Genomic DNA, 24330 nt, shown 5'->3' on the forward strand with positions numbered 1-24330 from the left:
AACGTCGGCCCCCTCGTGAACGGACGGACCTGCCCCGGCCGTCAGCACCATTCTCCGGGGCGTATGCGACCGATCGCCGGTGGAGATACGCGGGGTGTGCGCTCGACGACTCGGAGCCTATCGGTCGACACGGTCGACGGGGACCGCCGCCCGTCTGGCCGGCCAGACACGGAGCCGGACGTCGCCCGCGGTCTCGCCGGTGGTTCGCTGGTCGCTCCGTGCGGTCGCGGGGCCCTCGCGGTCCACCACGACCGCCTGTGGACCGTCGTCGTCACCAGCGGCTGCGGCAGATACGGCGTCCGCGACGGCGACGGCCGTCGGATGGAACTCGTCCGCCCCCGCGACCGTCACGGTCCCCAGAGACTCGACCGACGTTCCGGTCCCACCGTCGACGAAGACCACGTCGCACTCGACGTGTCGACGGACCCAGTCGCGCCGGTTGGTCGGCCAGCGACCGGACAGCCCCGGCGTGTGCCAGTCGAGCACCAGCAGGTCGACCTCCGCGTGGCGCACGTGGTTGGCGATGGCGTGCGCGATGTCGTGGCTGACCACCTCGCCGACCAGCACGTCCACGCCGGGACCGAGCTCCGTGGCGAGTTCTTGCGTGTCCGCCTCGAACTGGCGGTCGGCGTCCGAGAGCGTGGCGGCTGCGTGTTCGAGCGGCTGCTGGTCGGGCACCGTCTCGAACCGGAGGACGTGGAGTCCACGACCGCGACTGCGGGCGAGTGCGGCGCCGATGTCGAGCAACGTGCGCTCCCGGTCGAGCGTCGTGCCGGCGGTCGTGGCGACGACGACCTGGCCACGGCCGCCGTCGGCGATGGGGGCCGACGACCCACCGGCGCGGGCAGCGGCAGGCACAGCTGCTTCGGAGCCAGCTGCGCCGGGGGCGGTCCCGAGCCAGTCACGCGCCAGGTCGAGGACGAGCCCCTCGCGGTCGACCCGGTCGCGGCCGTAGACGAGGTACCAGCCGACGCCCGCGAGCACGATGAGGACCGCGCCGACGAGCGGGACGGTGCCGATGACCGCGAGCAACGCCAGGCTAGTGACGATGCCGAACACCTGGACCCAGGGGTACAGCGGCGCCCGGAACGGCGGCTCGTACTCCATCGAGCTCTCGCGGAACACGATGACGGCGAGGTTGACGAGCGCGAACACGAGGAACTGGAAGGCGCTCGCGAGCTTCGCGATCTCCGCGATGGGGACGAACGCCACGAGCACGAGCACGACCGCACCGGTCGCGGTGATGGCCGTCGACGGCGTCCCGAGTCGGTCGCTGATGGTCGCGAAGCCGTCCGGCACGAGCCTGTCGCGGGCCATCGCGAAGGGGTACCGGGACGCGGAGAGTACGCCCGCGTTGGCCGTGCTGACGAGCGCGAGGATCGCGGCGAAGACGACCGCTGCGACGCCGATGTCGCCGAGGGTCTGCTGGGCGGCGTCGGCCATCGGGGTCGCGGAGCCGGCCAGCTCCAACGCGGGCACGACGCCGACGACGACCGCCACGATACCAACGTACAGCAGCGTCGTGAACAGGAGCGACCCGATGATGCCGAGCGGGATGTTCCGGTCGGGCCGTTCGATCTCCTCGGCGACGCTGGCGACCTTCGTGACGCCCGCGTAGGAGACGAACACCAGCCCGATGGCCGTGGCGATGCCGCCGATACCGCCGGCGACGAACGGCTCGAAGCGTGCGGTCTCGACAGCGGGCCCGCCACCGACGACGAACCAGGCGAGGGCGACGAGCATCAGCGCGACGACGGCGACCTGCGTGAGGCCGGTCTGTTTCGCGCCGACGAGGTTGATACCCACGAGCAGCGTCGCCAGCCCGAGTGCGAGCGGCGTCACCAGCCCGTCCGGGACGGTGAACAGCAACAGCAGGTAGGGCACCCCGCCGACCAGCGCGAGCGCGCTCTTGAACGTCAGCGAGAACCAGGTACCGAGCCCGGCGACGGTGCCGAACAGGGGCCCGAGCCCGCGCTCGATGTAGAGGTACGCACCGCCCGATTTCGGCATCGCCGTCGCCAGTTCGGCCTGGCTGAGCGCGGCCGGAAGCACGAGCAGGCCGGCGAGGAGGTAGACGACGACGACGGCGGGGCCGACGACGCCGTAGGCCAGCGCCGGGAGGATGAAGATACCGCTCCCGATCATCGCGCCCATGCTGATGGCGACGACCGCCGGGAGCCCGAGGTCCCGTTCGAGCGTCTTCGTCATCTCAGCCTGCCCCCGAGTCCGTGGTATCGATGGCCCGTTCGAGGATGTGCTCCGTCCCGACGGCGTCGGCGAGCACCGACGCGGTGCAGACGACGTCGACACCGGGGATGTGGAACGCGTCGGCGTTCCGTGGATCGACGACGACCGCACAGACACTCGTGACGCCCAGCTTCGTCCGGAGGAGCTGGGTCACGAGGAGCGTGCGCGCGTCGTTTCCGGTGAGGACGACGACGAGGTCCTCCTCGTCCAGGGACTGCGCACGGAGCTCGCTGAGCGACGTGATGTCGGGGACGAACACCGTCTCCTCTCCGAGACGGTCGCCGGCGTCGGTAGTTCGGTCGGCGGTGGAGTCCATCGTGTCGATGTGGCGGACTGTGGCGTCTCCCGCGAGCATCTCCGCGAGCGCGCGGCCGACGTGGCCGCCGCCGACGAGGACGATGCTGACGGCTTCTTCGGTCTCCTGTCTCCCTCTCTGGGCCGGAGGTTGGTCCCCGTCCTCCGGCGGCGGCACGCGCTCGTCCGTTGCCGATCTCCCGTCGTTCGACGTGGTTGCCATACGAGCGCTTGGCCACGTCGAGCCTTAAGGCTTTCCCAAATTTTACCGAAACAGTAAATACTGCGGCAGTATTTTACCAGTACAGTAATGAAAGGCAGTTCTCGAGGGTCGGCCGGGAGCGTTCCTCGCGCGGAGCTTGGTCCATGACGACACTCGTCGTGGTTCTCACCGACCGGGGCCGGATCGTCGACACGGTCGAGTACGCCGTGCGCGAGGCCCGCGAAGCCGTCAGCGGCACGCAGCCGACGGTCCGGTTCGTCGTGCCGGCGGGCGAGGGGACCGATGCCCTCCCGTGGCCGACAGCAACCGACCTCGCGGCACGGGTCCGGACCGTCCTGGCCGACGGCGAGTTCGCCGACCTCCCCGTCCGCGTCGAGGTCGTCACCGTCCTCGGCGAGAGCCCGGGGAGCCGTGCGGCGTCGCTCGCCGCCCAGCTCGAGACCGACGACGCGAGAGTCGTGCTGCTGCCGAACCTGAAGGAGTTCGACCCGGCTGCCATGCGGGTCGCCCTCGACGCGACCGAGCGGGAGTCCGTCGTCGTCGAGCGTGCCCCTGTCGGACGGCAGGTCGTCCGGCCGCCGATCGCGCTTGCCAGGAGTCGACGCCGTCAGCTAGCCACCTTCGGGCTCGCCCTCGGCTTCTACCTGACCCTCGGGGACCCGACGAGACCCTTCGACGTCGCGACCGGGCTGGTCAGCGCGACCGTGGTTACGCTGGTCACCGGACGGCTGACGTTCGCGGCGGAGCCGTCGGTCGCCAGCCTGCGTCGGCTGGCGCGCGCCTCGGTGTTCGTGCCGTACCTGCTGTTCGCGGTCGTGCGCGCGAACCTGGCGATGGCGGCCGTCGTGCTCCACCCGCGGCTGCCCATCGAGCCGACCGTCGTCAGCGTGCCGGCCCCGCGGAGCAGGCTCGGACGCGCATTGCTGGCCAACAGCATCACGCTCACGCCCGGTACGCTCACCGTCGACGTCGAGAGCGACGCCCTCGTCGTCCACACGCTGACCGCGGCGAGCCGCGCCGACCTCGAGGCCGGCGCCCTGACCCGTGCAGTCGCGTGGGTCCTCGACGAGGAGCGGCCCGAGGAGCAGGGGCCCGAGACGCCGGGCACGACCGCAGAGGGAGGTGCCTGAGATGTCGGTGGAGCCGTTCGTCGCCGATGTCCTCGTCGCCGGCGCCGCAGGGGTCGTCACGCTCGCGCTGGTGCTGTTCGGCCGCATCGTGCTCGGCCCGACGACCCCAGACCGCGTCATCGCTGTCAACGTCGTCGGCACCGCGGCCGTCGTCGTCATCGCGCTGCTGGGCGCCGCCCTCGGCGAGCCCGGCTTCCTCGACGTGGCGCTCGTCTACGCCCTGCTGAACTTCCTGCTCTCCATCGGGCTGGCGAAGTTCACCATCGAGCGCGGGGGTGTGCTCTGATGGCCTGGGCCGACCCCGTCGTCCTCGCGGTCGCCGCACTGGTCGGTGCGAGCGTGTTCTTCTCGCTCGTCGCCGTCGTCGGCTTCTACCGGCTCCCCGACGTCTACGCCCGCGCCCACGCCGCCTCGAAGAGCGAGACGCTCGGTGCGCTGCTGGCGCTGTCGGCGGCCGCGGTTGCCTTCGGGCCCGGTGCCGAGACGGTCAAGCTCGTACTGCTCGCGCTGTTCGTGCTCGTGACCGGACCGACCGCCGCACACGCCGTCGTCCGGTCCGCGGCCGACGCCGGCACCGAGCCCTGGCAGTCCCCGCGGACGGACGCGAGCACGGCCCATGGTGCCGACGCCACTGCCACGGAGGACGGGGCGCGATGACCGTCCTCTTCGAGGCGGTCCTCTCGGTCGCGCTGCTGTCGTTCGTGCTCGCGGTCGCCGTCCTGACCGCCATCGTCCGTGACGTTCTCACCGCGGTCGTCGTGTTCGCGGCCTACAGCCTGGGGCTCGCGATGCTCTGGGTGCTCTACCGTGCGCCCGACGTGGCGCTCACGGAGGCCGCCGTCGGCGCCGGCGTCACGACGGCGCTGTTCCTGCTGGCGATCAGCCGGACCGTCCGGCCCGTCGACGCGGCCGGACTGGTCGACCGCCAGAGCGTCAGGCCCCGGTCGCTGCTCGTCGCCGGTCTCGTGGTCGCCGGCCTGCTGCTGACGGTGCCGGCCCTGCCCCCGGTCGGCGCGACCGACACGCCTGCGTTCGGCCCCGTCGCCGAGTACTACCTCAGCGACTCCGCCGACCGCGGCGTCGACAACGCCGTCACCGGCGTGCTCGTCGTCTACCGGGGGTTCGACACCTTCGGCGAGGTCGCGGTGGTCTTCGGCGCCGCCGTCGCCGTCCTCGCCGTGCTCGGTCGGGAGGTGATGACCTCGTGACGCGCGCACCCTACACCGACAGCCCGGTCGTCACCACGACGGTCCGGCTGCTCGCCCCGTTCGTGCTGACCTACGGCCTGTTCACGCTGTTCCACGGGACGTCCTCGTTCGGCGGGGGGTTCCAGGGCGGCGTCGTGGCGGCCGCGATGGTCGTCACGGTCGCGTTCAGCTTCGGCATCAAGCGGACGGCAGAGTGGCTCGACGACCGCGCACTGGCGGTCGCCGTCGCCAGCGGCGTCGTCTGCTTCGGGCTGGTCGCGCTGCTCGGGCTGACCGCCGGTGGCGCGTTCCTCCAGCTCGACGTGCTGCCTATCCCAAAGGCAACGGTGTACGCCACCGAGGCGATCGAGGTCGGCATCGGCGCGACCGTCGCCGCCGTCATCGTCGTGCTGTTCGTCCGCATCGCGGACGGCTACGAGGAGCCCGAACCGGCGGCCGAACCCGACGGCGGGTCCGAGACGCAGACTGCGGAGGTGCCGGCCGGTGACTGAGCTGCCGCTCGGCCTCGACGCCTGGTTCGCCCACGTCGTCTACGTCTCGCTGGTCGGCATCGGCCTCTACGTGCTCGTGAACGACCGGAACCTCGTCAAGAAGGTGATCGGCCTGAACATCTTCCAGACGGGCGTGTTCCTGTTCTTCATCACGAGCGCGTACCGGGCCGACGGGAGCGCCCCGCTGGTCACCGGCGAGGGCCCGTTCGTCAACCCGCTGCCGCACGTGCTCATCCTGACGGCCATCGTCGTCGGGGTCGCGGTGACCGCGGTCGCCCTCGCGCTGGTCGTCCGGCTGTACGGCGACCACGGGACGCTCCGGGAGGACGTCATACGGGAGCGCATGGCGGACGCCGCGACCGAGGAGACGGTCGCCGACGGCGGCTCGGGGGTCGCGGCGGCCGACGAGGAGGGGGTCGCGTGACGGCCGACCTGCTCGCGATGCTGGTCGCGGTCCCGCTGCTCGCCGCGGTCGTGCCGCTGTTCGTCGCGCTACGGAGCCGCCGGCTCGCCGCTCGCCTCGTGCTCGTCGTCCTGCTCGGACAGGTCGCGCTGGCGGCCGCCGTGGCGTGGCTCGTGCACACCGACGGGGCAGTCTCGTACGTCGTTGGCGCCATCCCCGCCGGGTTCGGCATCGGGCTCTACGCCGACCAGCTGTCGGCCGCGATGGTCCTGCTCGTCGCCGTCGGCGGTGTCGGGGCGTTCCTGACCGCCGGTCGCGAGCGCACCGGCCCCGAGTCGAGCCTCTGGCTCCTCCTGGTAGCCGGCCTCACCGGCGTGGTCGTGACAGCCGACGTGTTCAACCTGTACGTCTTCCTCGAGATTTCGGGGCTTGCGGCGTACGCGCTCGTCGGCACCGGCCGGGGGAGCGACGCCGCCCTCGCGGCGCTCACGTACCTGCTGGTCGGCACCGTCGGCGCGACGCTGTACCTCCTCGGCGTCGGCTACGCGTTCGTCGCGACCGGAACGCTCGCGATGGCCGACCTCGGCCCAGCGCTCGCGGCCGCCGGCTACGACTCGACGCTCGTCGTGACGGCCTACCTGCTGATGGCCGCCGGCCTGGGGGTCAAGCTCGCACTGTTCCCACTCCACGCCTGGAAGCCCGACGCGTACGCGGCGGCGCTGCCCGACGTGGCTGCCGTGCTCGCCGCGCTCGGCTCGACCGTCGCCGGCTACGCGCTGCTCCGGCTCACCTACGGTGTGTTCACGGCCGCGTTCCTGACCGCCGTCCCGTTCGTCCGGACGCTCCTGCTCGTCGCGGCGACGGTCAGCGTCGTGGCCGGCGGCCTGCTCGCGCTCCGGGCGACGGACACCCGCCGACTGCTGGCCTACTCGTCGGTGTCGCAGTTCGGCCTGTTCGGCGTCGGGCTCGCGCTCGCCACGCCGCTGGCGCTGACGGGCGCGTTCGTCAGTCTCGTCGGCCACGCGGTCGCCAAGGGTGGCCTCTTCGTCGCCGTCGGACATCTCGCCCGCGAGCACGACGCGACGACCGTCGAGGACCTCGCCGGGCTCGGTTCGCGCGCGCCGCTGGTCGCGGCGGCCATCGCGACCCTCGGCGTGAGCCTCGTCGGCCTCCCGCCCACCGTCGGCTTCGCCGGCAAGTTCGGGCTCGCTCTCGGGGCGGTCGACGCCGCCGAGTGGGCGGTTGCGGCCGTCGTCGTGCTCAGCACGCTGCTGTCGCTGGCGTACGTCGGTCGGGTCGTCGAGCGGCTCTACCTCGGCCCCGGCGGTGACGAGCCGAGCGTGGCCGTCACCGACGGCGGTGCGCGCCGGGCTCCCGACGCGCCGGTGGCCGTCGCCGTCGCGGCGGCGATCGCCGTCCTCGCGCTCGGGGTGGGCTCCAGCGCGCTCGCCGACTGGCTCGCGCCGGTCCTGGAGGTGTGGCTGTGAGCGACGTGTCCTCGCTGCTGCCTCTGCTGGCGGTGGTGGTTCCGGCGCTGGCGGTCCCGTTCGTCCTCGCCACTGGCGACCGGCCGCGGCTCCGGGAGGCCTGGACCGCACTCGCCGGCCTCGGGACGTTCGCCGTCGTCGTCCTGCTCGTGCGCTCGCCCGCGACCCACCGGACCGACCTCGGGTCGTTCGCCGGCGTCGAGCTGGCGCTCCGCGGCGACCCCGCCGGCCTGCTGTTCGCGCTGCTCGCGAGCACGCTCTGGCTCGCAACGAGCCTCTACAGCGTCGGCTACATGCGCGGCCTCGACGAGCACGGACAGACCCGGTACTTCGCCGCGTTCGCCGCCAGCATCGCCGCGACGATGGGCGTCGCCCTCGCCGCTGACCTGCTCACCCTGTTCGTGTTCTACGAGCTGCTGACGCTCGCGACCTACCCCCTGGTCGCCCACGCCGGCACCGCGGCGGCCCGGGCCGCCGGCCGCCGCTACCTCGCCTACACGCTCGGCGGCGGCGTGCTCGCCTTCGGTGGCATCCTGCTCGTGCAGGCGATGGCGTCCACGCTGGCGTTCGTCCCCGGGGGCATCGTCGCCATCGCGACGTCCGACCCGACGCTCGCACGGGCCGCCTTCGGCCTGCTCGTCGTCGGCTTCGGCGTGAAGGCCGCGGTCGTGCCGCTGCACGCGTGGCTGCCCGCCGCGATGGTCGCGCCGACGCCCGTCTCCGGGCTGTTGCACGCCGTCGCCGTCGTCAAGAGCGGCGCCTTCGGCGTCGCCCGCGCCGTGCTCTACGTCGTCGGCCCCGAGACCGCCGGCGAGCTGGGCGTCGCCCTCCCGCTCGCGGTGCTGGCTGCGGCGACGATGCTGCTCGCCGGGCTCGTCGGCCTCCGGCAGGACAACCTCAAGCGCGGGCTGGCGTTCTCGACCATCAGCCAGCTGTCGTACATCGTCCTCGGCGTCGCGCTGCTGACGCCGGTCGCGGCGTTCGGGGCGCTCCTGCACGTCGTCGCCCACGCGTTCATGAAGATCACGCTGTTCTTCGTGGCCGGGCTGGTGTACGTCGAGACCGGCGAGAAGTACGTCTCCGACCTCGCGGGCGTCGGCCGACGGCTCCCGCTCGCCATGACCGCCTTCGCGGTGGCCGCCGCGGGCCTCGTCGGCTTCCCGCTCGTCGCGGGCTTCGTCAGCAAGTTCCACCTGCTGCTCGGCGCCGCGGCCAGCGAGCAGCCCGTCTTCGTGGCCGTGTTCCTGGTCGCCGGCGTGCTGAAGCTGCTGTACTTCTGGCCCATCATCTACGTGGCGTTCTTCGGTGGCCGCGGGGACGCCGCCAGCGCGAGCAGCCACGCGTTCGCCCCCTCGCACCACGCCGACGGCGGGTCCGGCGGTGACGGCGCGCTCGGCATCCCAGTCGCCGCCGACGGCGGGCTGGCCGGCGCGAGCGCCCACGAGCGGGTTCCCACGGTGTTCGAGCGCCGCCCCGGCCGCGAGACCGCCGTCGCGTTGCTCCTGCCGGTGCTGTTCACCGTCGGGATGGCGCTGCTGCTCGGTGTCGTGCCCACCGCACTCCCGTTCTGGGAGCTGGCCGAGCGGGCCGTCGCGGAGGTGTACGCATGAGCACCCTCCTGCTTCTCGTGCCGCCGTACGTCGCATTCCTGGTGGCCGCCGTGGTCGCCTGGGTCGCGCCGCGCCGCGTCGGCTACGCCGTCGGCGTCCTCGCGACCGCCGTCACCGTACCGTGGCTGCTGCTCGCGCCCGACGGGACCGCCCTCTCGGTGGCCCCGCTCGGCTTCGAGCAGACGCTGCTGCGCGTCGACCCCCTCACCCGGCCCGTGGCCGTCGTGTTCGGGTTCGTCGCCGCCGTCGCGGTCGGCTACGCCTACGCGACCGACGCCGACGCACGGACGAACGCCCTCGCGCTCGCCTACATGGGCAGCTCCGTCGCGGCGGTGCTGGCCGGCGACTGGCTCACGCTCCTGCTCGCCTGGGAGCTGATGGCCGTCACCGCGACGGTCCTCGTCTGGCACCACGGCGGCGAGGCGGTCCGGGCCGGCTTCCGGTACGCCACGTACCACCTCGTCGGCGGCGCGCTCCTCGTCGGAGGCCTCGTGCTCCACTACGACGCCACGGGCTCGTTCGCGCTCGACGGCGGCATCACGGGGGGGCTCCCGACCACGCTGGCCGTCCTCGGCGTCGGGGTCAACCTCGGGTTCGTCGGCCTCCACTACTGGGTGCCCGACACGTACCCGCGTCCGCACGTCGCGTCCAGCGTCGTCCTCGCCGGGTTCACGACGAAGGTCGCGGTGTACGCGCTGCTCCGCGTCGCGCCGGACGGGCACCTCATCGTGGCCTGGATGGGGGGCGCGATGGCCCTGTACGCCGTCTGGATGGCGGTGCTCCAGACCGACGCCCGGCGGCTCCTGTCGTACCACATCGTCTCCCAGGTCGGCTACATGGTCGCCGCCGTCGGCCTCGGGACCGCTGCAGGGACCGCCGGCGCGGTCGCCCACCTGAGCACGCACGTCCTCTACAAGGGCCTGCTGTTCATGGTCGCCGGCGTGCTGCTGTACCGGACCGGTACGGAGTCCCTGAAGCACCTCGGCGGCCTCTGGCGGCGCGCCCCGGTGACGTTCGCGGCGTTCCTCGTCGCGGCGCTCGCCATCAGCGGCGTCCCCGGCTTCTCCGGGTTCGTCAGCAAGGGACTCGTCCTCAAGGCCGTCGACACGGCCGGGACCGAACTGCTCTGGTGGGCGCTCGTCCTCGCCAGCGTCGGCACCGTGCTGTCGTTCGCGAAGTTCGGCTACTACGCGTTCGTCCGCTCGGCACCCGAGCCCGTCGAACTCCGCCCCGCGCCGCGGGCACTGACCGCCGTGCTCGTCGTCGCCGCGGTGCCGAGCGTCGTCCTCGGCGTCGCCCCCGGGCTGCTCTACGGCGCACTGCCCGGCGACACCGCCGGCTTCGCCCCGTACGCGACGAGCGAGCTGACGAAGGCCGCCGCGGTCACCGCCGTCGGCGTCGTAGCCTTCGCCCTCGGACGGTCCACCATCGCCCGCGTGCCGGTCGTCGACGTCGACACCGTGCTCCACCCGCTGGCGTTCCGCCTGACCCGCGGACTGGCCGACGGCATCGACAGCGTCGGTCGCCGTGCGGCCGCCGTGCCCGTGGCCGCGGTCGCGGTCGGCGGTCGCCTCGTCTCGTCCGACGACGAGCCCACGACGCTCGGCGACGCACTCGCCGCCGTCGCGGTGGTCGTCGGGCTCGCACTGCTCGTCGGCCTCATCGGCTGACACCACGAAACCATGACCGAAGTACACCCGCACACCGACACCGGATCGCCCGCCGACTACGACGCCCTCGTCGCGTTCCTGCAGGAGCGCTACGCGGAGGAGCTCCGCTGGGTCGCGACGTTCCAGACCACGACCTACAGGTACGACGTGCGCTACATCAGGAGCGACCTGAAGACGGAGCTGTCCACGCACGACCTCGACACGGTAATCCACCGCAGCATCGCCCTGTTCAACCGCCCGTACCTCGAGAAGGTGTACACGCACCTCGGCCACGTCCGGTCGTTCGTGCTCCAGCACGAGCGCGCGACCGCCGTCCACCTCTACCTCGGCGGGGGCGAGGGTATCGTCATCAAGGTGCGACGGGGCGCAAGCGTGACGCTGCCCGACTTCGTCGACGAGTGCCTGGACGTGCTCTACGACCGGCCCCGGCGATGACCAGACGCCCGGCGACGGGACAGGGGAAGCTTGAACTACCCGACGGGCGGACGGGTAGTCGATGACGCTCCAGGGGATCGACGAGCTGGACCGGCAGATACTGTTCGCACTCCAGAGAGACGGCCGAGAGACCTCCTCGCGGGACATCGCGGAACGGATGGACGTCTCGCCGAGCACCGTTCGCAAACGCATCGACAGGCTGGAGGACCAGGGAGTGATCACCGGCTACCGCGCCGAGGTGGACTTCGACCGCGCCGGCTACCAGCTGCAGGTCCAGATCAGCTGCTCTGCGCCCGTCCCGGAGCGCGAGGCGCTCGCCGATGCCGCGCTGGAGGTCGACGGGGTCGTCTCCGTCCGGGAGATCGCGAGCGGCGAGGAGAACGTCCAGGTCAGGGTCGTCGCGACCGACAACGACGACCTCACGCGCATCGCCGGCGAGCTGAGCGAGCTCGGCCTCTCGGTATCCGGCGAGTTGCTCATCCGACGCGAGACGTTCACGCCCTGGGCCGGGTTCGACGAGCGTAGCGAGGAGTGACTCTCTCGGTCTGAGAATCACAGTTCTGCTATATCTCCGACGGGCGCGTACTAGCAGACGGTGCACAGACATGACCAGAACGACCACCTACACCGAACCCGCGGAGACACTCTCGCTCACGAAGTACGACGACCGCACGGTTGCTGGCCTGCTGCTGTTCGTGCTCGGTGCCGGGTTCATGACCGCCATCATGCTCGCGGCGGCGCTCGTCCCGGGCTACGACTTCCGCGGGGGCGCCATCAGCGACCTCGGCGTGTTCGCCGAGTCCGCACTGCTGTTCAACGGCGGTCTCCTCGTCGTCGGCGTCCTGAACCTCGCCGGGGGCTACCTGCTCTACCGGCGCCACGGCAAGCGGTGGCTGCTCGCCATCTACGCCCTCGCGAGCGTCGGCGCCGTCGGGACCGGGCTGTTCCCGCTCGACACCGGTGACGCGCACTCGCTGTTCGCGCTCCTGGCCTTCCTGTTCTTCAACCTGGAGGCCATCGGGACCGCGACGCTGCTCCGCGGCGCGATGCGCGCCATCTCCGTCCTCGCGGGCGTCCTCGGCATCGTCTTCCTCGTCCTCATGGCGATCGGGGACGCCGGGAACGCGACCGCCTTCGGCCCCATCGGCCACGGCGGCACCGAGCGCATGATCGTCTACCCGGTGATGCTCTGGCTGGTCGCCTTCGGCGGCTACCTGCTCGGGTCCAACCCCGCTCCCGCGAGCGAGTAGGCACCGGTTATCCTTCTCGAAGCTGTAATCGGACCGACCGAAATCTGCAAACCAAATGGCTGCGTAGCCGGACAGCAGATGACGGACCCCGTCGGCCTCGATGGACGCGACGAACCGGCACGGAACGGTGACGACCACTCGGAGCTGCTCTCGGAGCTGGACTCCCACGACCTCGCGTTCTCCCTCGAGGTCGTCGACACGGACGACGCGGACGTGTTCGAGCCCGACGCCGAGGGCGACCCGGACGAGCTGTTCCCCCAGTCGGTCGCGAGCGGTGGCCCCACCCCCACGGGTGTCATCCTCTGGACGCGCATCGCGCCGGACGCGTTCGACACCGACATCCCGCTCGCCGTCGAGGTCGCCGATGACGAGTCCTTCGAGGAGACGGTGTACGACGGCGTCGTGACCGACGCCGACAGCATCCGGTCGCACGACCATACCGTCAAGGTCGACCTCGACGGACAGCTCGAGTCCGGCAGCCGCTACTACTACCGGTTCGTCTACGACGGGGTCGCCTCGCGCACCGGTCGCTGTCGGACGCTCCCGCACCCGAACGACTCGCCCGAATCCGTCTCCTTCGCCGTGGTCGCCTGCCAGAACTACCTGAACGGCTACTACCCAGCGTTCCACTACATCGCCAACGAGGACGTCGACTTCATCGTCCACGTCGGCGACGCCATCTACGAGTCCGACGCGGGCGACTTCAAGGGGTTCGGCTCGTACGACTACCCCGGCCGCGAGAAGGACCTCCCGAGCGGCAACGACCGCGTCTGGGGCCTCGAAGACTACCGCTATCTCTACCGGACGTACCGCTCGGACCGGTTCTTCCAGGAGGCGCTCGAGTCCCACACGCTCATCGTCGGGTGGGACGACCACGAGCTCGTCAACGACGTCTACTGGGACAGCGAGACCGACGCGCCCGCCGGCGACCATCCCAGGGGTGACGACCCGGAGTTCATGACCGAGCTCGTCGCCGACGGGATGCACGCCTGGTGGGAGTTCATGCCCGCCCGCGTCGAGTACGACCCCAACGGCGAGTCGCTCCAGGACCGCTTCCGGCTGTGGCGCACGCTCCAGTTCGGCGACCTCGTCACGCTCGCGATGACCGACGAGCGGCTGTTCCGTGACCCACCACGGGAGGCCATCCCGACGGTCGACAACGTGGGGCCGCAGTACGAGCCGCCGGGACGCACCATGCTGGGCGAGGAGCAGCGCGAGTGGCTCATCGACACCATCACCGGCTCCGAGACGTGCTGGACCGTCTGGGCCGACGAGGTGCTGACGGTGCCGTTCCGGCTCGGCTCCGGCCCCCTGTCCGTCTACCCGGTACAGGGCGGGTGGGACGGCTACACGCGCGAACGCCACCAGATCACCGAGTCCATCGGTGCCGCCGACGTGGAGAACTTCGTCACGCTCACCGGCGACATGCACTGCTACGTCGCGGCCTACCAGCAGACCTCCTACCCCGGCCGCGTGACCGGCGGGGAGGGCGTCGCACAGGGCGAGCCCATCGGCGTCGAGTTCATGACGCCAGCCATCACGTCGCTCAACGCAGCCGAGGCGCTGCACCTCACGCGGGGCTGGCGCGGGAAGATCACCGAGCCACTCCTGACGAAACTCGTCACGGCGATGAACCCCCACATCGAGTTCTTCGACAGCCACAACTGGGGCTACTCCACCGTCGAGTTCACCCGGGACGACTGCACCTACGTCGGTTTCGCCGTCGACAAGACCGACGATTCGGAGTACGCCGCCCGCGACGTAGTCGCCGCCTACCGCGTGCCCGAAGGGACGGTGGAGCTGGAGGACGTGACGGGGATCTATCGGCGACGGCACCCGTCACGGTAGCGGTTCAGGCGCCGGTCCCCGTGCCGAGCTCGAGGTCGAGCGGGTCCTCGATCTCCCCCATCACCGCCTCGAGTGCGTCGGTGGCGGTCACGAGTCCGACCGCGGTGCCATCAGCGACCACGAGCGCGAGCTCCTGATGCTCGCGCTGGAAGACGTCGACGGCCTCGCTGATCGTCGTCTCCGCATCGATGGTCAGCGGGTCCGCCGCCACGTCCTCCCAGCTCGTCGTCCCCGCCCGGAGGTCGTCGATGTGGTCGACGACGCTCGGCACGTAGACGATGCCGACGAACTCGTCGGGGCCGTCGCCGACGAGGGGGAGGCGGGTGTGCGGACTCGACCCGATGCGGTCGAGGTTCTCCTCGACGGTGGCGGTCCGCGAGAGGAACACGACCTCGTCGACGTCGGTCATCACCTCGGCGACCGTCCTGCCACCGACGGTGAAGGCGTTGAGGATCTCCTGCTTGCGCTCGTCGCCGAGTTCGCCGCGGTCGAGCAGGGAACCGAGGCGGTTCCGGAGCTCCGCACGCGACTCGACGCGGTCCGACTCCGTCTCCAGCCACGCCCCGGTCATCTCGACGCCGAACAGGCCGAGCGTCCACTTCGCGACGCTGTCCCCGACGTAGATGGCCGGCGAGACGAGCGTCGCGAACCAGTACAGCGGCGTCGCACCGTAGCGTGCGACGAACTTCGTGCGCTCGACGCCGAGGTAGGTCGGCGTCTGCTCGCCGTGGGTCAGGTGGAGCAGGTTGATGATGAGGAACGCGAGTGCCCCACCCGCGCCGACCGACGCCAGCGCGCTGTTCTCGAGGAACGGCTCGAAGAGGGCCGCGAGCGCCGGTTCGGCGACGATGCCGACCGCGATGCTCGACGCGGTGATGCCGACCTGACAGCTCGTGAGGTAGATCTCCAGGTCGTCCGTCATCTCCCACGCACGGCGGAGCCCCGGTCTGTCGAACTCGGCCTCGGGGTACTGGCGAACCCGGGTCAGCGCGAACTCGATGGCGACGAAGAACCCGTTGGCCAGGATGAGCAGCAGGCCAGCGACGAGCCGGGCACCCACCTCGAACTCGTTCATGTGTGGCGTTTCTCGGAGGGGCTTCAAGTCTCTGCTGCCGGTTCCCACGGTCTGGGCCCGACTGCGGGGGGCGGGGCGGCTCCCAGCCCACGAGAATCGGGTAAACTGCCTTACGGCTGGGCGGCGAACCATCGACCGATGTACGACAGAATCCTCCTGCCGACTGACGGTGACACGAGCACGACCGACGCGACCCGTCACGCGGTGGACCTCGCTGCGGCCACCGGAGCGACGCTCTCCGTGCTGTACGTCGTCGACGAGGACGTCTTCGGCGCCTATCCCGGCGACGAGTACGTCCACGAGCACGAGGGGGCCGAGTCCGGGCTGGAGGAGGCGGGGCAGGAAGCTCTCGATGCCGTCGCCGAGCTGGCCGAGGCGGCCGACGTCCCCGTCGAGACGACCATGCGCTACGGCCACCCGCACGAGGAGATCCTGGACTACGTCGCCGAGACCGGCACCGATCTGGTGGTCATGGGCACGAGATCGCGGTCCGGCGAGTACCGACAGTTGCTCGGCAGCGTGACCGACCGTGTCGTGCGGCTCAGCGAGGTGCCGGTGACCGTCGTGAAGACCACGACCGGGTGAGAACTCCACCCACCCGACAGGAATGGTACCAGCGATTGGTGACCATGAGGCCGATTTTCTGCAGCGGGGCGAGCGCATCACAAAACGATTAATACGTATCATCCCGAATGGGTTCTCACGACCCTGGGCACGTTCGTACCCGTCGGTTCGTCGGCAGCGTCTTGGGCACAGTTCGCTGCCGACTCCGGAAGATGCATGCGGGTGGTGGAATCCAGATCCGACGATCGTTCACGTGACGCGGGGACATGGGGAGGCAGGTATCAGCCAATGCAAGACGATAGCCACACGAAGACGGGGGAGACCGAACGCCAGCAGTACGACTTCGAACGGACCGACCCAGCGGTCGCGGTCGTGAAGACGCTCGCCGACGCGACGGGCAAGGAGCCAACGGAGATGGAGTCGCTCTTCGGCCACATCGACCCGGACGCACTGAACACACTCCTCTACTCGAGCAACGGCTCCGAGATCGACCACGTCACCACGGTCACGTTCACCGTCGAGGACCGACAGGTGAGCGTCGGCAGTGACGGCTTCGTGGTCGTTTCCGCGTCGGGATGAAGCAGGTGCGGGCGACGGAGAACGGACCGAGAGCGACCGCACCGTCCGTCCCGCGGACCCGGAAGCGGGACTGACTACCGGTTCTGCCGGCGTGCAGCCACGATCAGTGCCACGGCCAGCACTGCGACCAGGGCCAGCGCCACACCGAAGCCGGGCGAGCCACCGTCCCCGTCGGTCGGGGTGTCGGTGGTTGCTGCGCTCGTCGATGGGGAGCCGTCCGTCCCGCCGCCCGCCGTCCGGGTCGGCGTCGACGTCTGGGTCGGCGTCTGGGTCGGCGTCTCCGTGTTCGGGCTGGACCCGGCCACCATCGTCTCGTTCACGACCACCAGATCGCTGACCGACGTGGTCGAACCGTCCTCGGCGAAGACGGTGACCGTCACACTGCGCAGTCCGGTCTCCTCGAACTCGTGGACGACGGTGCCCGAGGTGGTCCGCTGGTCGACCTGACCGTCGCCGTTCCAGTCCCACTCGTAGGCGGTGATCGAGGCGTTCGCGGAGCTCGCGTTGACGGCGAACTCCATCGCGCCGCCGTTCTGGACGACCGTCTCGTCCATGGTGGCCATCGGCGAAGCTCCGTCCGGACAGCCGCCGGAGCGGACCCGGACGTCGTTGTTCCGGCTGAGCTCCTGGACGCCGCCGTCGGCGGAGTGGAGGTACCACGCTTCGGTCCGGTTCTCGCCCTGCGCCCAGCTCCAGCTCCCCCACTTGTCCGCCTGCTCGTTGAAGCCGGGTTCGATGGTTATCCAGGAGCCGTTCGTCGCACCGATACCACGGAACGCCGCGCCGTCGTTGCGCTCGCCCGACCACTTCCAGTCGATGCTGGCCTCGGTACCGTTCGCGAAGTAGTCGAAGTTGTCCTCGCTCTCCGGGTAGCCGTCGTCCTCGACCGCCCACTCGCCGCTCTGGGGCAGCCCGAAGATGTCGAACGTGATGGTCCCGCCGTGGGCACCACCGATCCGGTCGTGGACCAGCACCATACTCGTTCCCTGGCTCCCCTCGTAGAACGCTATGAGGGAGTCCTGGTTGCCCTGCATGGACTGGGTTCCGTAGGAGCCCCACTCATCGCCGGGTGGGGTGGTGTTCGGCGTCCGGTAGTCGTAGAACTCCGACACTGATGAGCCGCCATCGCCGTAGGTCGAGACCTCCCAGCACTGGTCACCCTGGGAGACAGCGACGGTCTCTCCAGGTGGTGCTGTGGCGACTGCGGCGACCGATACGCTCGTCAGGACCATCGCGCACACGACTGCGACGGTCGCGACGACTCGCCGTTTCGCTGATTCGTTCGGGGACATTCGCCTCCGTCTTCCCCGAACGGAGGGTTTGTAATCGTGCGGTTACCAGGTCGGCCATCGACCGGTAGCAACCCACCATCGACGGTCGCGAACGATAGGCGGCTGCTACTCTCATGCCTTCGTGGATGTCACGGCGGGAGGACGGGAGATGCATCGAGATTAATTATAAATCAATCATCATGATTTGTCGGCGTAGTGATTCGACCTCCTGCTATCGATTCGAAACTGCCAACAGTGTTTTATCTGTGTAGTGTTATACTTCGACCATGCGGAGACCGGGCAAGCCATCGGACGGATGGCGGGAGGACGACAGTGCCGGTGTGATACGAGCGGAGTTCGACTGGTCCGAGACACCGCCCGCGATCGCAGTGGTCGAGACCCTGGCGGTCGCGACCGATACGGAGATACTCGGCGTCGAACCGCTGCTCGAGCACCTGGACCCCGACGCCCTGAACGCCCTCGTCGGAGACGAGAGCCGCCCCGATGCGGGGACGGTCGTCGTCTTCGCGATGGCGGGCCACGAGGTCTCGGTCCACTCCGACGGGCAACTCGTGGTCGCCCCGATCGAACCCACCCAGTGATGGTTCGAACCACCTACCGGTCGAAAGATGAACATATTCCGATAGATGTGTCGATGTTCTCTCCGTATCCCCGAGGTGTGACCCAGGGGATATCCACGAATCTCCGTATCCCGCGAATACCGCGTTAGGAACCGTCTACACCACCGTTCAGGCCTCGAAACGGACTCGCGTATTTATGCTCGTCAGCGGGAATCGAGATGCTGATGGTTCCGAGCCAGCAGCCTATGTCAGAGGAACGGAAGCGACGACTGTCACTGCCCGACGAGCTGTCGACCGCTCACTCGAAGCTGGTCTACCTCACGCTCGCGCTGGAGGGGGAGCACACCGTGCGCCAGCTGTCCACCCGGCTCCAGCTCGGGGCGAGCGAGATCTATCCGGTGCTGCGCGTCCTGCGCGAGGAGGACCTCGTCACCCGGCGTGGCGAGTGCTACGTGCTGGAGGAGGCCTGACCATGCCGGCGTGCAACAACTGCGGCCGCTACGTCTCTCACGACTTCGTCCGCGTCTTCGGACACGAGGGCGAGGTCGAACACTGCATCGACTGCGCGAGGAACGCGGACCTCCACGCCGGGGCGGCAGCCCGCTGAGCGCCCCGAGACGACCGTCACCCGAGACCACGGCGTGTTAGGTGGTCTATAGCAATGAGACGGCGGCCCCACGCCGGAGTGCATGCAGACCGTCATCCTCGCAGCCGGTGACGGGACCCGTCTCACCCCGTTGACCGACGCGACGCCGAAGCCCCTGCTGCCGGTCGGGCCCGGCTCGCTGCTCGTCGAGACTGCCCGGACGGCGGTCGAGGCGGGCGCATCGGCCCTCTACATCGCGGTCCCACCGGACTACAGATGCTTCCACGACGAGCTGGGCGACACGGTGGACGGAGTGCCCGTGACGTTCGCGGTACAGCCCAGGCCCGTCGGGACCGCCGACGCCGTCCAGCGGGCGACGCAGTACTTCGACGGCCCGTTCGCGGTGCTGCCGGGGGACGCACTCCTGGACCGTGCCTCCGTCCGAGCGCTGTTCGCGCACGCACCGGCGGTCGGCGTCGACCCCGACCGCGGTCCCGGTACGACGGCCGTCGGTGACGGCGGCCAGCCGGACGCGCTCCAGCGCGGCCGGCAGTGGGACCTGCCCGGTCGGCCCACCGGTGCGTGTGCGCTCCCCGCGTCGGCCCACGACCTGCTCGAGGTCGGTGTCGGCGAGACCGGCGAACGGGAGTTCGCCGACGCGCTGGCCAGTCTGGTCGACGAGGTCGAGCTGGAACCGGTCGAGCACGGCTACGTCGTCGACGTCGACCGACCGTGGGACCTCCTCGCGGCGTCCGAACTCGCACTCCAGGCGTGGGCCTCGGAGACTGGTGAGGCTACCTGCGCCGGTACCGTCAGCGACAGAGCGAGACTCGCGGGCGCGGTCCGGGTCGGGACGGATGCCCACATCAGCGACGGCGTGGTCGTCGAGGGGCCGGCTATCATCGAGTCCGGGGCCAGCATCGCACCGAACACCGTCGTCCGAGGGCCGAGCTACATCGGTCCCGACGTCGAGGTCGGCCCCGCCGCAGCCCTGTCCCGGTGCGTGATCCAGCGCGGCTCCACCATCGGCCACGGTTCGTACGTCGCCGACAGCGTGGTCGGTGCGAACGCGAGTCTGGCGCCCGGCACGACCGTCGCGAACCGCCGCCACGACGGCGACACAGTGATCGCCCGCGCCGGCGACGAGCGCGTGCCGACCGGGCGGTCCGCGTTCGGCGCCGTCGTCGGTCCGCGCGTCAGCACCGGTATCGACACGAGCATCGACGCGGGAGTCACCCTCTCGACCGGAACGCGGACCGAGCCCGACGAGTGCGTCCTGCGGGACCGCTGAGCGACAGTGTGGTCGCCAGCCGTCCCCGAATGGAACGTATAACAAAACGCCCGACAGCGCGTGCTACAACACCATGCGCGGGACGACCACATCGTTGCAGGACCTCGAACAGCTCGTCGACAGGCTGCGGGAACGGCTTGAGTCCCAGGAGGGCCTCCGGATGGAGGCCATCCCGGTCGACATCGCCGAGACCGACGACAGCTACGTCGTCACCGCCGACGTCCCCGGCTGCGACCGCGAGGACCTCGCGGTCCGACTGCTCGACCCGCAGACCCTCCAGATCGCGATGGACCACCGGGAGCACCACGAGGAACGGGGCGACCGGTACATCCGCCAGGAACGGGAGCACCGCAGCGCCAGTCGCACCCTGGAGCTACCGGCCACCGTCGACGAGGACGACGTGACCGCCAGGTTCGAACGCGGCGTGCTCACCGTCCGACTGCCCCGCTCGACGGCGCAGCAGTCGGGCACCGACATCGAGATCTCGGGCTGACGATGTACGAGACCCTCCTGGTCGCGACGGACGGGAGCGACCGTGCAGCGGCGGCTGTCACCCACGGGCTGGAACTGGCCGAGCGGGACGACGCGACGGTCTACGCCATCCACGTCGTCGATACGCGTCGGGAGGGCGAGCCGGCGCTGTCGAGCGCGGAGCTCGTCCTCGACGAGCGCGAGGACGAGGGCTGGCGACGGGTCGACGAGATAGAGCGACTCGCCGCCGAACGCGGCCTCGACGCGAACACGAAGGTCTGCCACGGCCGCCCGGCCGAGGAGATCCTCCGGTACGCCGACGAGGCCGACGTCGACCTCCTCGTGCTCGGCTACAGCGGGGAGGGCCATACCCGGACCGACACCATCGGCCACGTCTCCGAGCGGGTGGTGAAGGACTCGAACCGACCGGTACTGCTCGTCTGAGGCGGGTTCATCCCAGCCTAGTCGGTGCAGATTCTCCATAACAAAGCCCGACACTCGCCCAGATGCTCGCGTCACGTATCCCGGACCGACCGGGGGACCCGGCCTGACCCATGCAGCTGACAGTCAAAGAACTGCGAGATCGGACCGCCCGGAAGGACCGTGCGGCCGTCGATCTCGCCGCGATGTCGCGCCTCGGCCTGATGAGCGGCGAGCACGCCGAGGTGCGCGGACCCGACGGGGTCGTCCACCCACGGGTGTGGCCGTCGCACGTGGAGGACGAGGGGGCGAAACTGATCCGGCTGGGGCAGGAGCACCGACGGGCTGTCGGGGTATCGGTCGACGACACCGTGGAGCTCCACCCGACGGACGTCGACGAGGCCGAGGCGTTGCTGCTCGGTGTCCCGGACAGCTACGAGCTGACCGAACCGCTCGCACGGGCCATCAAGGACCACCTCGTCGGCTGTGTCGTCGAGACGGGCGACACCGTCGCCACGCCGACCAACGGCGAGGCTGCACGGGACCGGATTCCCGTCCGTGTGGCCGGCACGCGACCCGGCAGTCCCGTCTCCGTCGTCGACTCGACGGGGATGAAGCTCCAGACGTACAGCGAGCGAGCCGAGGCGGTCGACGACGGGCCGACGTACGCCGACGTCGGTGGGCTGGACGAGGCACTCACGCGCGTTCGCGAACTCGTCGAGCTCCCGCTCCGACAGCCCTCGCCGTTCGACGAGCTGGGGGTCGACCCGCCGACCGGGGTCCTCCTCCATGGACCACCTGGCACCGGGAAGACACTCATCGCCGAGGCCGTCGCCAACGAGACCGAGGCGAGCTTCGTCTCGCTCTCCGGCCCGGAGATCGTCTCTCGGTACTACGGCGAGAGCGAGGAGCAGCTCCGCGAGGTGTTCGAGCACGCCGCAGAGAACGCCCCGGCCGTGGTGTTCATCGACGAGATCGACGCCATCGCCCCGAAGCGGGGGGAGGCGAGCGGCGACGTGGAGCGACGGATCGTCGCGCAGCTGTTGACGTTGATGGACGGCATGGAGGCGGCCGACGAGGTGGTCGTCCTCGGCGCGACGAACCGGCTGGACGCCGTCGACCCGGCACTCCGCCGTGGTGGCCGGTTCGACCGCGAGGTCGAGGTGGCGGTCCCATCTGCGGCGGAGCGCCTCGACATCCTCGAGATCCACGCTCGAGGGATGCCGTTGGCCGACGACGTGGACCTCGAGCCCTACGCCGAGCGAACCCACGGCTTCGTCGGCGCCGACATCGCCGCCTTCACCCGGGAGGCGGCGATGCACGCACTGGAGCGTGTCGAAGGGGGCCCGGGCAGCGCCCTCGGGGCGACCATCCTGGGAACCCTTCAGGTGACCACCGAGGACCTCGATGCCGCCCTGGCCGCCGTCGACCCGTCGGCGCTGCGGGAGCTCTCGGTCGAGGTCCCGGACGTGAGCTGGTCGGACGTCGGCGGGCTCGAGGAGGTCAAACGCGACCTGCGCGAGGTCGTCGAGTGGCCGCTCAAGCACCCGGACGTGCTCGGTCGTGCCGGCATCGACGGTGGGCAGGGCGTCCTGCTCTACGGTGCTCCCGGCACCGGCAAGACGCTGCTCGCCCGGGCGGTCGCGAGCGAGTCCGACTGCAACCTGCTGTCGGTCCGCGGCCCCGAACTGCTCTCGAAGTGGGTCGGGGAGTCCGAACAGCGGGTGCGGGAGCTGTTCGAGCGCGCCCGCGACAACGCTCCCGCCATCGTCCTGTTCGACGAGATCGACGCCATCGCGGCCCAGCGAGGGCGGGCGACCGGCTCCGGCGTCGGCGAACGTGTGGTCGGCCAGCTGCTGACCGAGCTCGACGGCGTCGAACCGCTCACCGACGTGCTCGTCCTGGCGACGACCAACCGACCGGACCTCGTCGACGGGGCGCTGCTCAGACCGGGCCGCCTCGACCGCGAGGTCCACGTTCCGGTCCCCGACCAGTCGGCCCGACGGGAGATCTTCGCGGTGCACGCCGCGGAGTCGCCGGTCGCCCCGGCCGTCGACTTCGACCGGCTCGCCCGTCGGACCCCGGGATACGTCGGGGCCGACATCGCCGCCATCTGCCGTCGTGCCGCGACCAACGCGACCCGCGAGTACCTGCACGGCGAACGGGAGACGCTCGTCGTCGAGGCCGGCCACTTCGAGCGGGCGCTGGAGGCGGTCGACCCGAGCGTGGAGTCCTCGACCGTGGACCGGTACGAGAGCCGGAGCCAGCACCGGCCCGCGACCCAGGACGGTCCCAGTGGGTTCGAGTGAGTGGTCCGCGACGGCCCGCTCACTCGGCGTTTCTCGTCGCGAGTACGAGCTCGTGGAGGGACGCGGCGGCACGCTCGACCCCGGTCGCGACGGCCTCGGGTGGCACAGCCAGCGCGACAGCGCCACTCCCCGTGTCGTAGTCCACCAGACCGGCCTCGTCGAGCTTCGGCAGATGCGTGTGGTGGAGTTCGAGCTGTACGCGCTCGACCTGGCTATCGTCGTCGGACAGCTGTCGACCCAGCTCCTCGACGGACAGCGGCCCCTGTCCCGTCGAGAGGGTGGCGAGCACCTGTCGCCGTCGTCTCACCGAGAGCAGATCGAGGAGCCGGTCGTTCCCGACTACCTCCCTGCGGTCCGTGTCGTCCATATACCCGGACGGTTGTCATCGCGGGCTAAGGTTAGGAAGGTCCTGTCGATGGCCTCGTGCCGACACCTCCGGCCGTGAACTGTCCCGGCGCTGGCCATCGCGGAGACGGCATCGTTCAGCGTTTAGAAGGGTCCTACCGGCGTAACAGCGGGCGTACCAGACTGAACCGTTCTCGGGGTTTATGTTGGGCTCCGACATTGGCATCGCTCGCGGGCGAACTACCGGTCCCGTAACCGGACGTCCGCGACGCACCCATGGTTCGAAACTTCGAAGCCGGCGACAAGGGAAGCGAGGTGTACTCCGCCGACGGTGACATGATCGGCACCGTCACCGACGTGAAAGGCAACCGTCTTCACGTCAAACCCGACACCGGTCTGGCGGGCAACATCCGTCAGATGCTCGGTTGGGAGGGAGACGAGGAGGAGTACGAGCTCCGACACTCGTCGGTCGACAAGATCGCGGGGAACGAGATACACCTCAAGAAGAACATCTAGGGGGAGCGGCAGCGACGACCACGTCT

27 protein-coding genes and 1 pseudogene are annotated in these 24330 nt (G+C 70.2%); 23 read left to right on the top strand and 5 right to left on the bottom strand.

Annotation, left to right across the window (positions count from 1 at the left end):
• Positions 1-117 precede the first annotated feature (117 nt).
• A complete protein-coding gene (locus ACSG06_RS18955) occupies positions 118-2208 on the bottom strand; it encodes an amino acid permease (protein WP_440991857.1) in 2091 nt (696 codons plus the stop codon).
• Position 2209: 1 nt separating this feature from the next.
• The gene (locus tag ACSG06_RS18960; RefSeq protein WP_440991858.1) at positions 2210-2764 is read right to left on the bottom strand and encodes an NAD-binding protein; all 555 of its coding nucleotides are present in this window, start codon (positions 2762-2764) and stop codon (positions 2210-2212) included.
• A 143-nt stretch (positions 2765-2907) separates the two neighbouring features.
• On the opposite strand from ACSG06_RS18960, the gene ACSG06_RS18965 reads away from it, so the two are divergent.
• The 13 genes and pseudogenes from ACSG06_RS18965 (at position 2908) to ACSG06_RS19025 (ending at position 14296) form a co-directional block, all read left to right on the top strand.
• Complete coding sequence (locus tag ACSG06_RS18965) at positions 2908-3894, top strand: Na+/H+ antiporter subunit E (protein ID WP_440991859.1); 987 nt, start codon at positions 2908-2910, stop codon at positions 3892-3894.
• A 1-nt stretch (position 3895) separates the two neighbouring features.
• A complete protein-coding gene (locus tag ACSG06_RS18970; RefSeq protein WP_440991860.1) occupies positions 3896-4180 on the top strand; it encodes a monovalent cation/H+ antiporter complex subunit F in 285 nt (94 codons plus the stop codon).
• On the top strand, positions 4180-4551 hold the full coding sequence (gene mnhG, locus ACSG06_RS18975) for a monovalent cation/H(+) antiporter subunit G (protein WP_440991861.1): 372 nt from the start codon (positions 4180-4182) through the stop codon (positions 4549-4551). Before ACSG06_RS18970 ends, mnhG begins: the two co-directional genes overlap by 1 nt.
• On the top strand, positions 4548-5102 hold the full coding sequence (locus tag ACSG06_RS18980; RefSeq protein WP_440991862.1) for a DUF4040 domain-containing protein: 555 nt from the start codon (positions 4548-4550) through the stop codon (positions 5100-5102). The genes mnhG and ACSG06_RS18980 overlap by 4 nt, the downstream gene beginning before the upstream one ends.
• The gene (locus tag ACSG06_RS18985) at positions 5099-5593 is read left to right on the top strand and encodes an MnhB domain-containing protein (protein WP_440991863.1); all 495 of its coding nucleotides are present in this window, start codon (positions 5099-5101) and stop codon (positions 5591-5593) included. The genes ACSG06_RS18980 and ACSG06_RS18985 overlap by 4 nt, the downstream gene beginning before the upstream one ends.
• A gap of 1 nt (position 5594) precedes the next feature.
• Positions 5595-5945, top strand: a pseudogene (locus ACSG06_RS18990) (cation:proton antiporter subunit C); the annotation flags it as partial.
• A 68-nt stretch (positions 5946-6013) separates the two neighbouring features.
• Positions 6014-7483, top strand: coding sequence for a complex I subunit 5 family protein (locus ACSG06_RS18995; RefSeq protein WP_440991864.1), 1470 nt, complete (start codon positions 6014-6016; stop codon positions 7481-7483).
• Positions 7480-9093: a complex I subunit 5 family protein gene (locus ACSG06_RS19000; RefSeq protein WP_440991865.1), complete on the top strand. Its 1614-nt coding sequence runs from the start codon at positions 7480-7482 to the stop codon at positions 9091-9093. Before ACSG06_RS18995 ends, ACSG06_RS19000 begins: the two co-directional genes overlap by 4 nt.
• Positions 9090-10763 carry a Na(+)/H(+) antiporter subunit D gene (locus ACSG06_RS19005; protein ID WP_440991866.1) on the top strand — a complete coding sequence of 558 codons (1674 nt, stop codon included), beginning with the start codon at positions 9090-9092 and terminating at the stop codon, positions 10761-10763. The genes ACSG06_RS19000 and ACSG06_RS19005 overlap by 4 nt, the downstream gene beginning before the upstream one ends.
• A gap of 12 nt (positions 10764-10775) precedes the next feature.
• Positions 10776-11198 (top strand): DUF7522 family protein, encoded by a 423-nt coding sequence (locus tag ACSG06_RS19010; protein WP_440991867.1) that lies wholly within the window; start codon positions 10776-10778, stop codon positions 11196-11198.
• Positions 11199-11259: 61 nt separating this feature from the next.
• Entirely contained in the window at positions 11260-11733 is a 474-nt protein-coding gene (locus ACSG06_RS19015) for an Lrp/AsnC family transcriptional regulator (protein ID WP_440991868.1), read from the top strand.
• A 70-nt stretch (positions 11734-11803) separates the two neighbouring features.
• Positions 11804-12448: a DUF998 domain-containing protein gene (locus ACSG06_RS19020; protein WP_440991869.1), complete on the top strand. Its 645-nt coding sequence runs from the start codon at positions 11804-11806 to the stop codon at positions 12446-12448.
• A gap of 78 nt (positions 12449-12526) precedes the next feature.
• Positions 12527-14296: an alkaline phosphatase D family protein gene (locus ACSG06_RS19025; protein ID WP_440991870.1), complete on the top strand. Its 1770-nt coding sequence runs from the start codon at positions 12527-12529 to the stop codon at positions 14294-14296.
• A 4-nt stretch (positions 14297-14300) separates the two neighbouring features.
• On the opposite strand, the gene ACSG06_RS19030 is transcribed toward ACSG06_RS19025, so the two are convergent.
• The gene (locus ACSG06_RS19030; RefSeq protein WP_440991871.1) at positions 14301-15371 is read right to left on the bottom strand and encodes a CNNM domain-containing protein; all 1071 of its coding nucleotides are present in this window, start codon (positions 15369-15371) and stop codon (positions 14301-14303) included.
• A gap of 138 nt (positions 15372-15509) precedes the next feature.
• On the opposite strand from ACSG06_RS19030, the gene ACSG06_RS19035 reads away from it, so the two are divergent.
• Together ACSG06_RS19035 and ACSG06_RS19040 are read left to right on the top strand one after the other, a co-directional pair.
• Positions 15510-15956 (top strand): universal stress protein, encoded by a 447-nt coding sequence (locus ACSG06_RS19035; protein ID WP_440991872.1) that lies wholly within the window; start codon positions 15510-15512, stop codon positions 15954-15956.
• Positions 15957-16223: 267 nt separating this feature from the next.
• Positions 16224-16514: a HalOD1 output domain-containing protein gene (locus tag ACSG06_RS19040; protein WP_440991873.1), complete on the top strand. Its 291-nt coding sequence runs from the start codon at positions 16224-16226 to the stop codon at positions 16512-16514.
• 74 nt (positions 16515-16588) lie between these two features.
• Here ACSG06_RS19040 and ACSG06_RS19045 read toward each other — a convergent pair whose 3' ends face one another.
• On the bottom strand, positions 16589-17746 hold the full coding sequence (locus ACSG06_RS19045) for a PKD domain-containing protein (RefSeq protein WP_440991874.1): 1158 nt from the start codon (positions 17744-17746) through the stop codon (positions 16589-16591).
• 326 nt (positions 17747-18072) lie between these two features.
• Here ACSG06_RS19045 and ACSG06_RS19050 point away from each other — a divergent pair, with 326 nt between their 5' ends.
• The 7 genes from ACSG06_RS19050 (at position 18073) to ACSG06_RS19080 (ending at position 23443) form a co-directional block, all read left to right on the top strand.
• Positions 18073-18387, top strand: coding sequence for a HalOD1 output domain-containing protein (locus ACSG06_RS19050; protein WP_440991875.1), 315 nt, complete (start codon positions 18073-18075; stop codon positions 18385-18387).
• 224 nt (positions 18388-18611) lie between these two features.
• Positions 18612-18836 carry a helix-turn-helix domain-containing protein gene (locus ACSG06_RS19055; RefSeq protein WP_440991876.1) on the top strand — a complete coding sequence of 75 codons (225 nt, stop codon included), beginning with the start codon at positions 18612-18614 and terminating at the stop codon, positions 18834-18836.
• A 2-nt stretch (positions 18837-18838) separates the two neighbouring features.
• Positions 18839-18973, top strand: a complete 135-nt coding sequence (locus ACSG06_RS19060; RefSeq protein WP_440991877.1) for a DUF7563 family protein — start codon at positions 18839-18841, stop codon at positions 18971-18973.
• Positions 18974-19055: 82 nt separating this feature from the next.
• Complete coding sequence (locus tag ACSG06_RS19065; RefSeq protein ID WP_440991878.1) at positions 19056-20243, top strand: sugar phosphate nucleotidyltransferase; 1188 nt, start codon at positions 19056-19058, stop codon at positions 20241-20243.
• A 73-nt stretch (positions 20244-20316) separates the two neighbouring features.
• Positions 20317-20736, top strand: a complete 420-nt coding sequence (locus ACSG06_RS19070) for an Hsp20/alpha crystallin family protein (RefSeq protein ID WP_440991879.1) — start codon at positions 20317-20319, stop codon at positions 20734-20736.
• A gap of 2 nt (positions 20737-20738) precedes the next feature.
• On the top strand, positions 20739-21158 hold the full coding sequence (locus tag ACSG06_RS19075; protein ID WP_440991880.1) for a universal stress protein: 420 nt from the start codon (positions 20739-20741) through the stop codon (positions 21156-21158).
• Positions 21159-21268: 110 nt separating this feature from the next.
• Positions 21269-23443, top strand: coding sequence for a CDC48 family AAA ATPase (locus ACSG06_RS19080; protein WP_440991881.1), 2175 nt, complete (start codon positions 21269-21271; stop codon positions 23441-23443).
• 19 nt (positions 23444-23462) lie between these two features.
• Here ACSG06_RS19080 and ACSG06_RS19085 read toward each other — a convergent pair whose 3' ends face one another.
• Positions 23463-23810 (bottom strand): DUF7344 domain-containing protein, encoded by a 348-nt coding sequence (locus ACSG06_RS19085; protein ID WP_440991882.1) that lies wholly within the window; start codon positions 23808-23810, stop codon positions 23463-23465.
• Between the two features lie 254 nt (positions 23811-24064).
• On the opposite strand from ACSG06_RS19085, the gene ACSG06_RS19090 reads away from it, so the two are divergent.
• Complete coding sequence (locus ACSG06_RS19090) at positions 24065-24304, top strand: DUF8593 domain-containing protein (RefSeq protein ID WP_440991883.1); 240 nt, start codon at positions 24065-24067, stop codon at positions 24302-24304.
• The last annotated feature ends 26 nt before the right edge of the window (positions 24305-24330 follow it).

Source organism: Haloarchaeobius baliensis, from assembly GCF_052060055.1.
Classification (GTDB): Archaea; Halobacteriota; Halobacteria; order Halobacteriales; family Natrialbaceae; genus Haloarchaeobius; species Haloarchaeobius baliensis.

Bases quoted from the DNA above. Each gene is read 5' to 3' on its own strand.
- ACSG06_RS18955 (WP_440991857.1), bottom strand. From the start codon at position 2,208: ATGACGAAGACGCTCGAACGGGACCTCGGGCTCCCGGCGGTCGTCGCC.
- ACSG06_RS18960 (WP_440991858.1), bottom strand. From the start codon at position 2,764: ATGGCAACCACGTCGAACGACGGGAGATCGGCAACGGACGAGCGCGTG.
- ACSG06_RS18965 (WP_440991859.1), top strand. From the start codon at position 2,908: ATGACGACACTCGTCGTGGTTCTCACCGACCGGGGCCGGATCGTCGAC.
- ACSG06_RS18970 (WP_440991860.1), top strand. From the start codon at position 3,896: ATGTCGGTGGAGCCGTTCGTCGCCGATGTCCTCGTCGCCGGCGCCGCA.
- mnhG (WP_440991861.1), top strand. From the start codon at position 4,180: ATGGCCTGGGCCGACCCCGTCGTCCTCGCGGTCGCCGCACTGGTCGGT.
- ACSG06_RS18980 (WP_440991862.1), top strand. From the start codon at position 4,548: ATGACCGTCCTCTTCGAGGCGGTCCTCTCGGTCGCGCTGCTGTCGTTC.
- ACSG06_RS19005 (WP_440991866.1), top strand. From the start codon at position 9,090: ATGAGCACCCTCCTGCTTCTCGTGCCGCCGTACGTCGCATTCCTGGTG.
- ACSG06_RS19010 (WP_440991867.1), top strand. From the start codon at position 10,776: ATGACCGAAGTACACCCGCACACCGACACCGGATCGCCCGCCGACTAC.
- ACSG06_RS19015 (WP_440991868.1), top strand. From the start codon at position 11,260: ATGACGCTCCAGGGGATCGACGAGCTGGACCGGCAGATACTGTTCGCA.
- ACSG06_RS19020 (WP_440991869.1), top strand. From the start codon at position 11,804: ATGACCAGAACGACCACCTACACCGAACCCGCGGAGACACTCTCGCTC.
- ACSG06_RS19025 (WP_440991870.1), top strand. From the start codon at position 12,527: ATGACGGACCCCGTCGGCCTCGATGGACGCGACGAACCGGCACGGAAC.
- ACSG06_RS19030 (WP_440991871.1), bottom strand. From the start codon at position 15,371: ATGAACGAGTTCGAGGTGGGTGCCCGGCTCGTCGCTGGCCTGCTGCTC.
- ACSG06_RS19035 (WP_440991872.1), top strand. From the start codon at position 15,510: ATGTACGACAGAATCCTCCTGCCGACTGACGGTGACACGAGCACGACC.
- ACSG06_RS19040 (WP_440991873.1), top strand. From the start codon at position 16,224: ATGCAAGACGATAGCCACACGAAGACGGGGGAGACCGAACGCCAGCAG.
- ACSG06_RS19045 (WP_440991874.1), bottom strand. From the start codon at position 17,746: ATGGTCCTGACGAGCGTATCGGTCGCCGCAGTCGCCACAGCACCACCT.
- ACSG06_RS19050 (WP_440991875.1), top strand. From the start codon at position 18,073: ATGCGGAGACCGGGCAAGCCATCGGACGGATGGCGGGAGGACGACAGT.
- ACSG06_RS19055 (WP_440991876.1), top strand. From the start codon at position 18,612: ATGTCAGAGGAACGGAAGCGACGACTGTCACTGCCCGACGAGCTGTCG.
- ACSG06_RS19060 (WP_440991877.1), top strand. From the start codon at position 18,839: ATGCCGGCGTGCAACAACTGCGGCCGCTACGTCTCTCACGACTTCGTC.
- ACSG06_RS19065 (WP_440991878.1), top strand. From the start codon at position 19,056: ATGCAGACCGTCATCCTCGCAGCCGGTGACGGGACCCGTCTCACCCCG.
- ACSG06_RS19070 (WP_440991879.1), top strand. From the start codon at position 20,317: ATGCGCGGGACGACCACATCGTTGCAGGACCTCGAACAGCTCGTCGAC.
- ACSG06_RS19075 (WP_440991880.1), top strand. From the start codon at position 20,739: ATGTACGAGACCCTCCTGGTCGCGACGGACGGGAGCGACCGTGCAGCG.
- ACSG06_RS19080 (WP_440991881.1), top strand. From the start codon at position 21,269: ATGCAGCTGACAGTCAAAGAACTGCGAGATCGGACCGCCCGGAAGGAC.
- ACSG06_RS19085 (WP_440991882.1), bottom strand. From the start codon at position 23,810: ATGGACGACACGGACCGCAGGGAGGTAGTCGGGAACGACCGGCTCCTC.
- ACSG06_RS19090 (WP_440991883.1), top strand. From the start codon at position 24,065: ATGGTTCGAAACTTCGAAGCCGGCGACAAGGGAAGCGAGGTGTACTCC.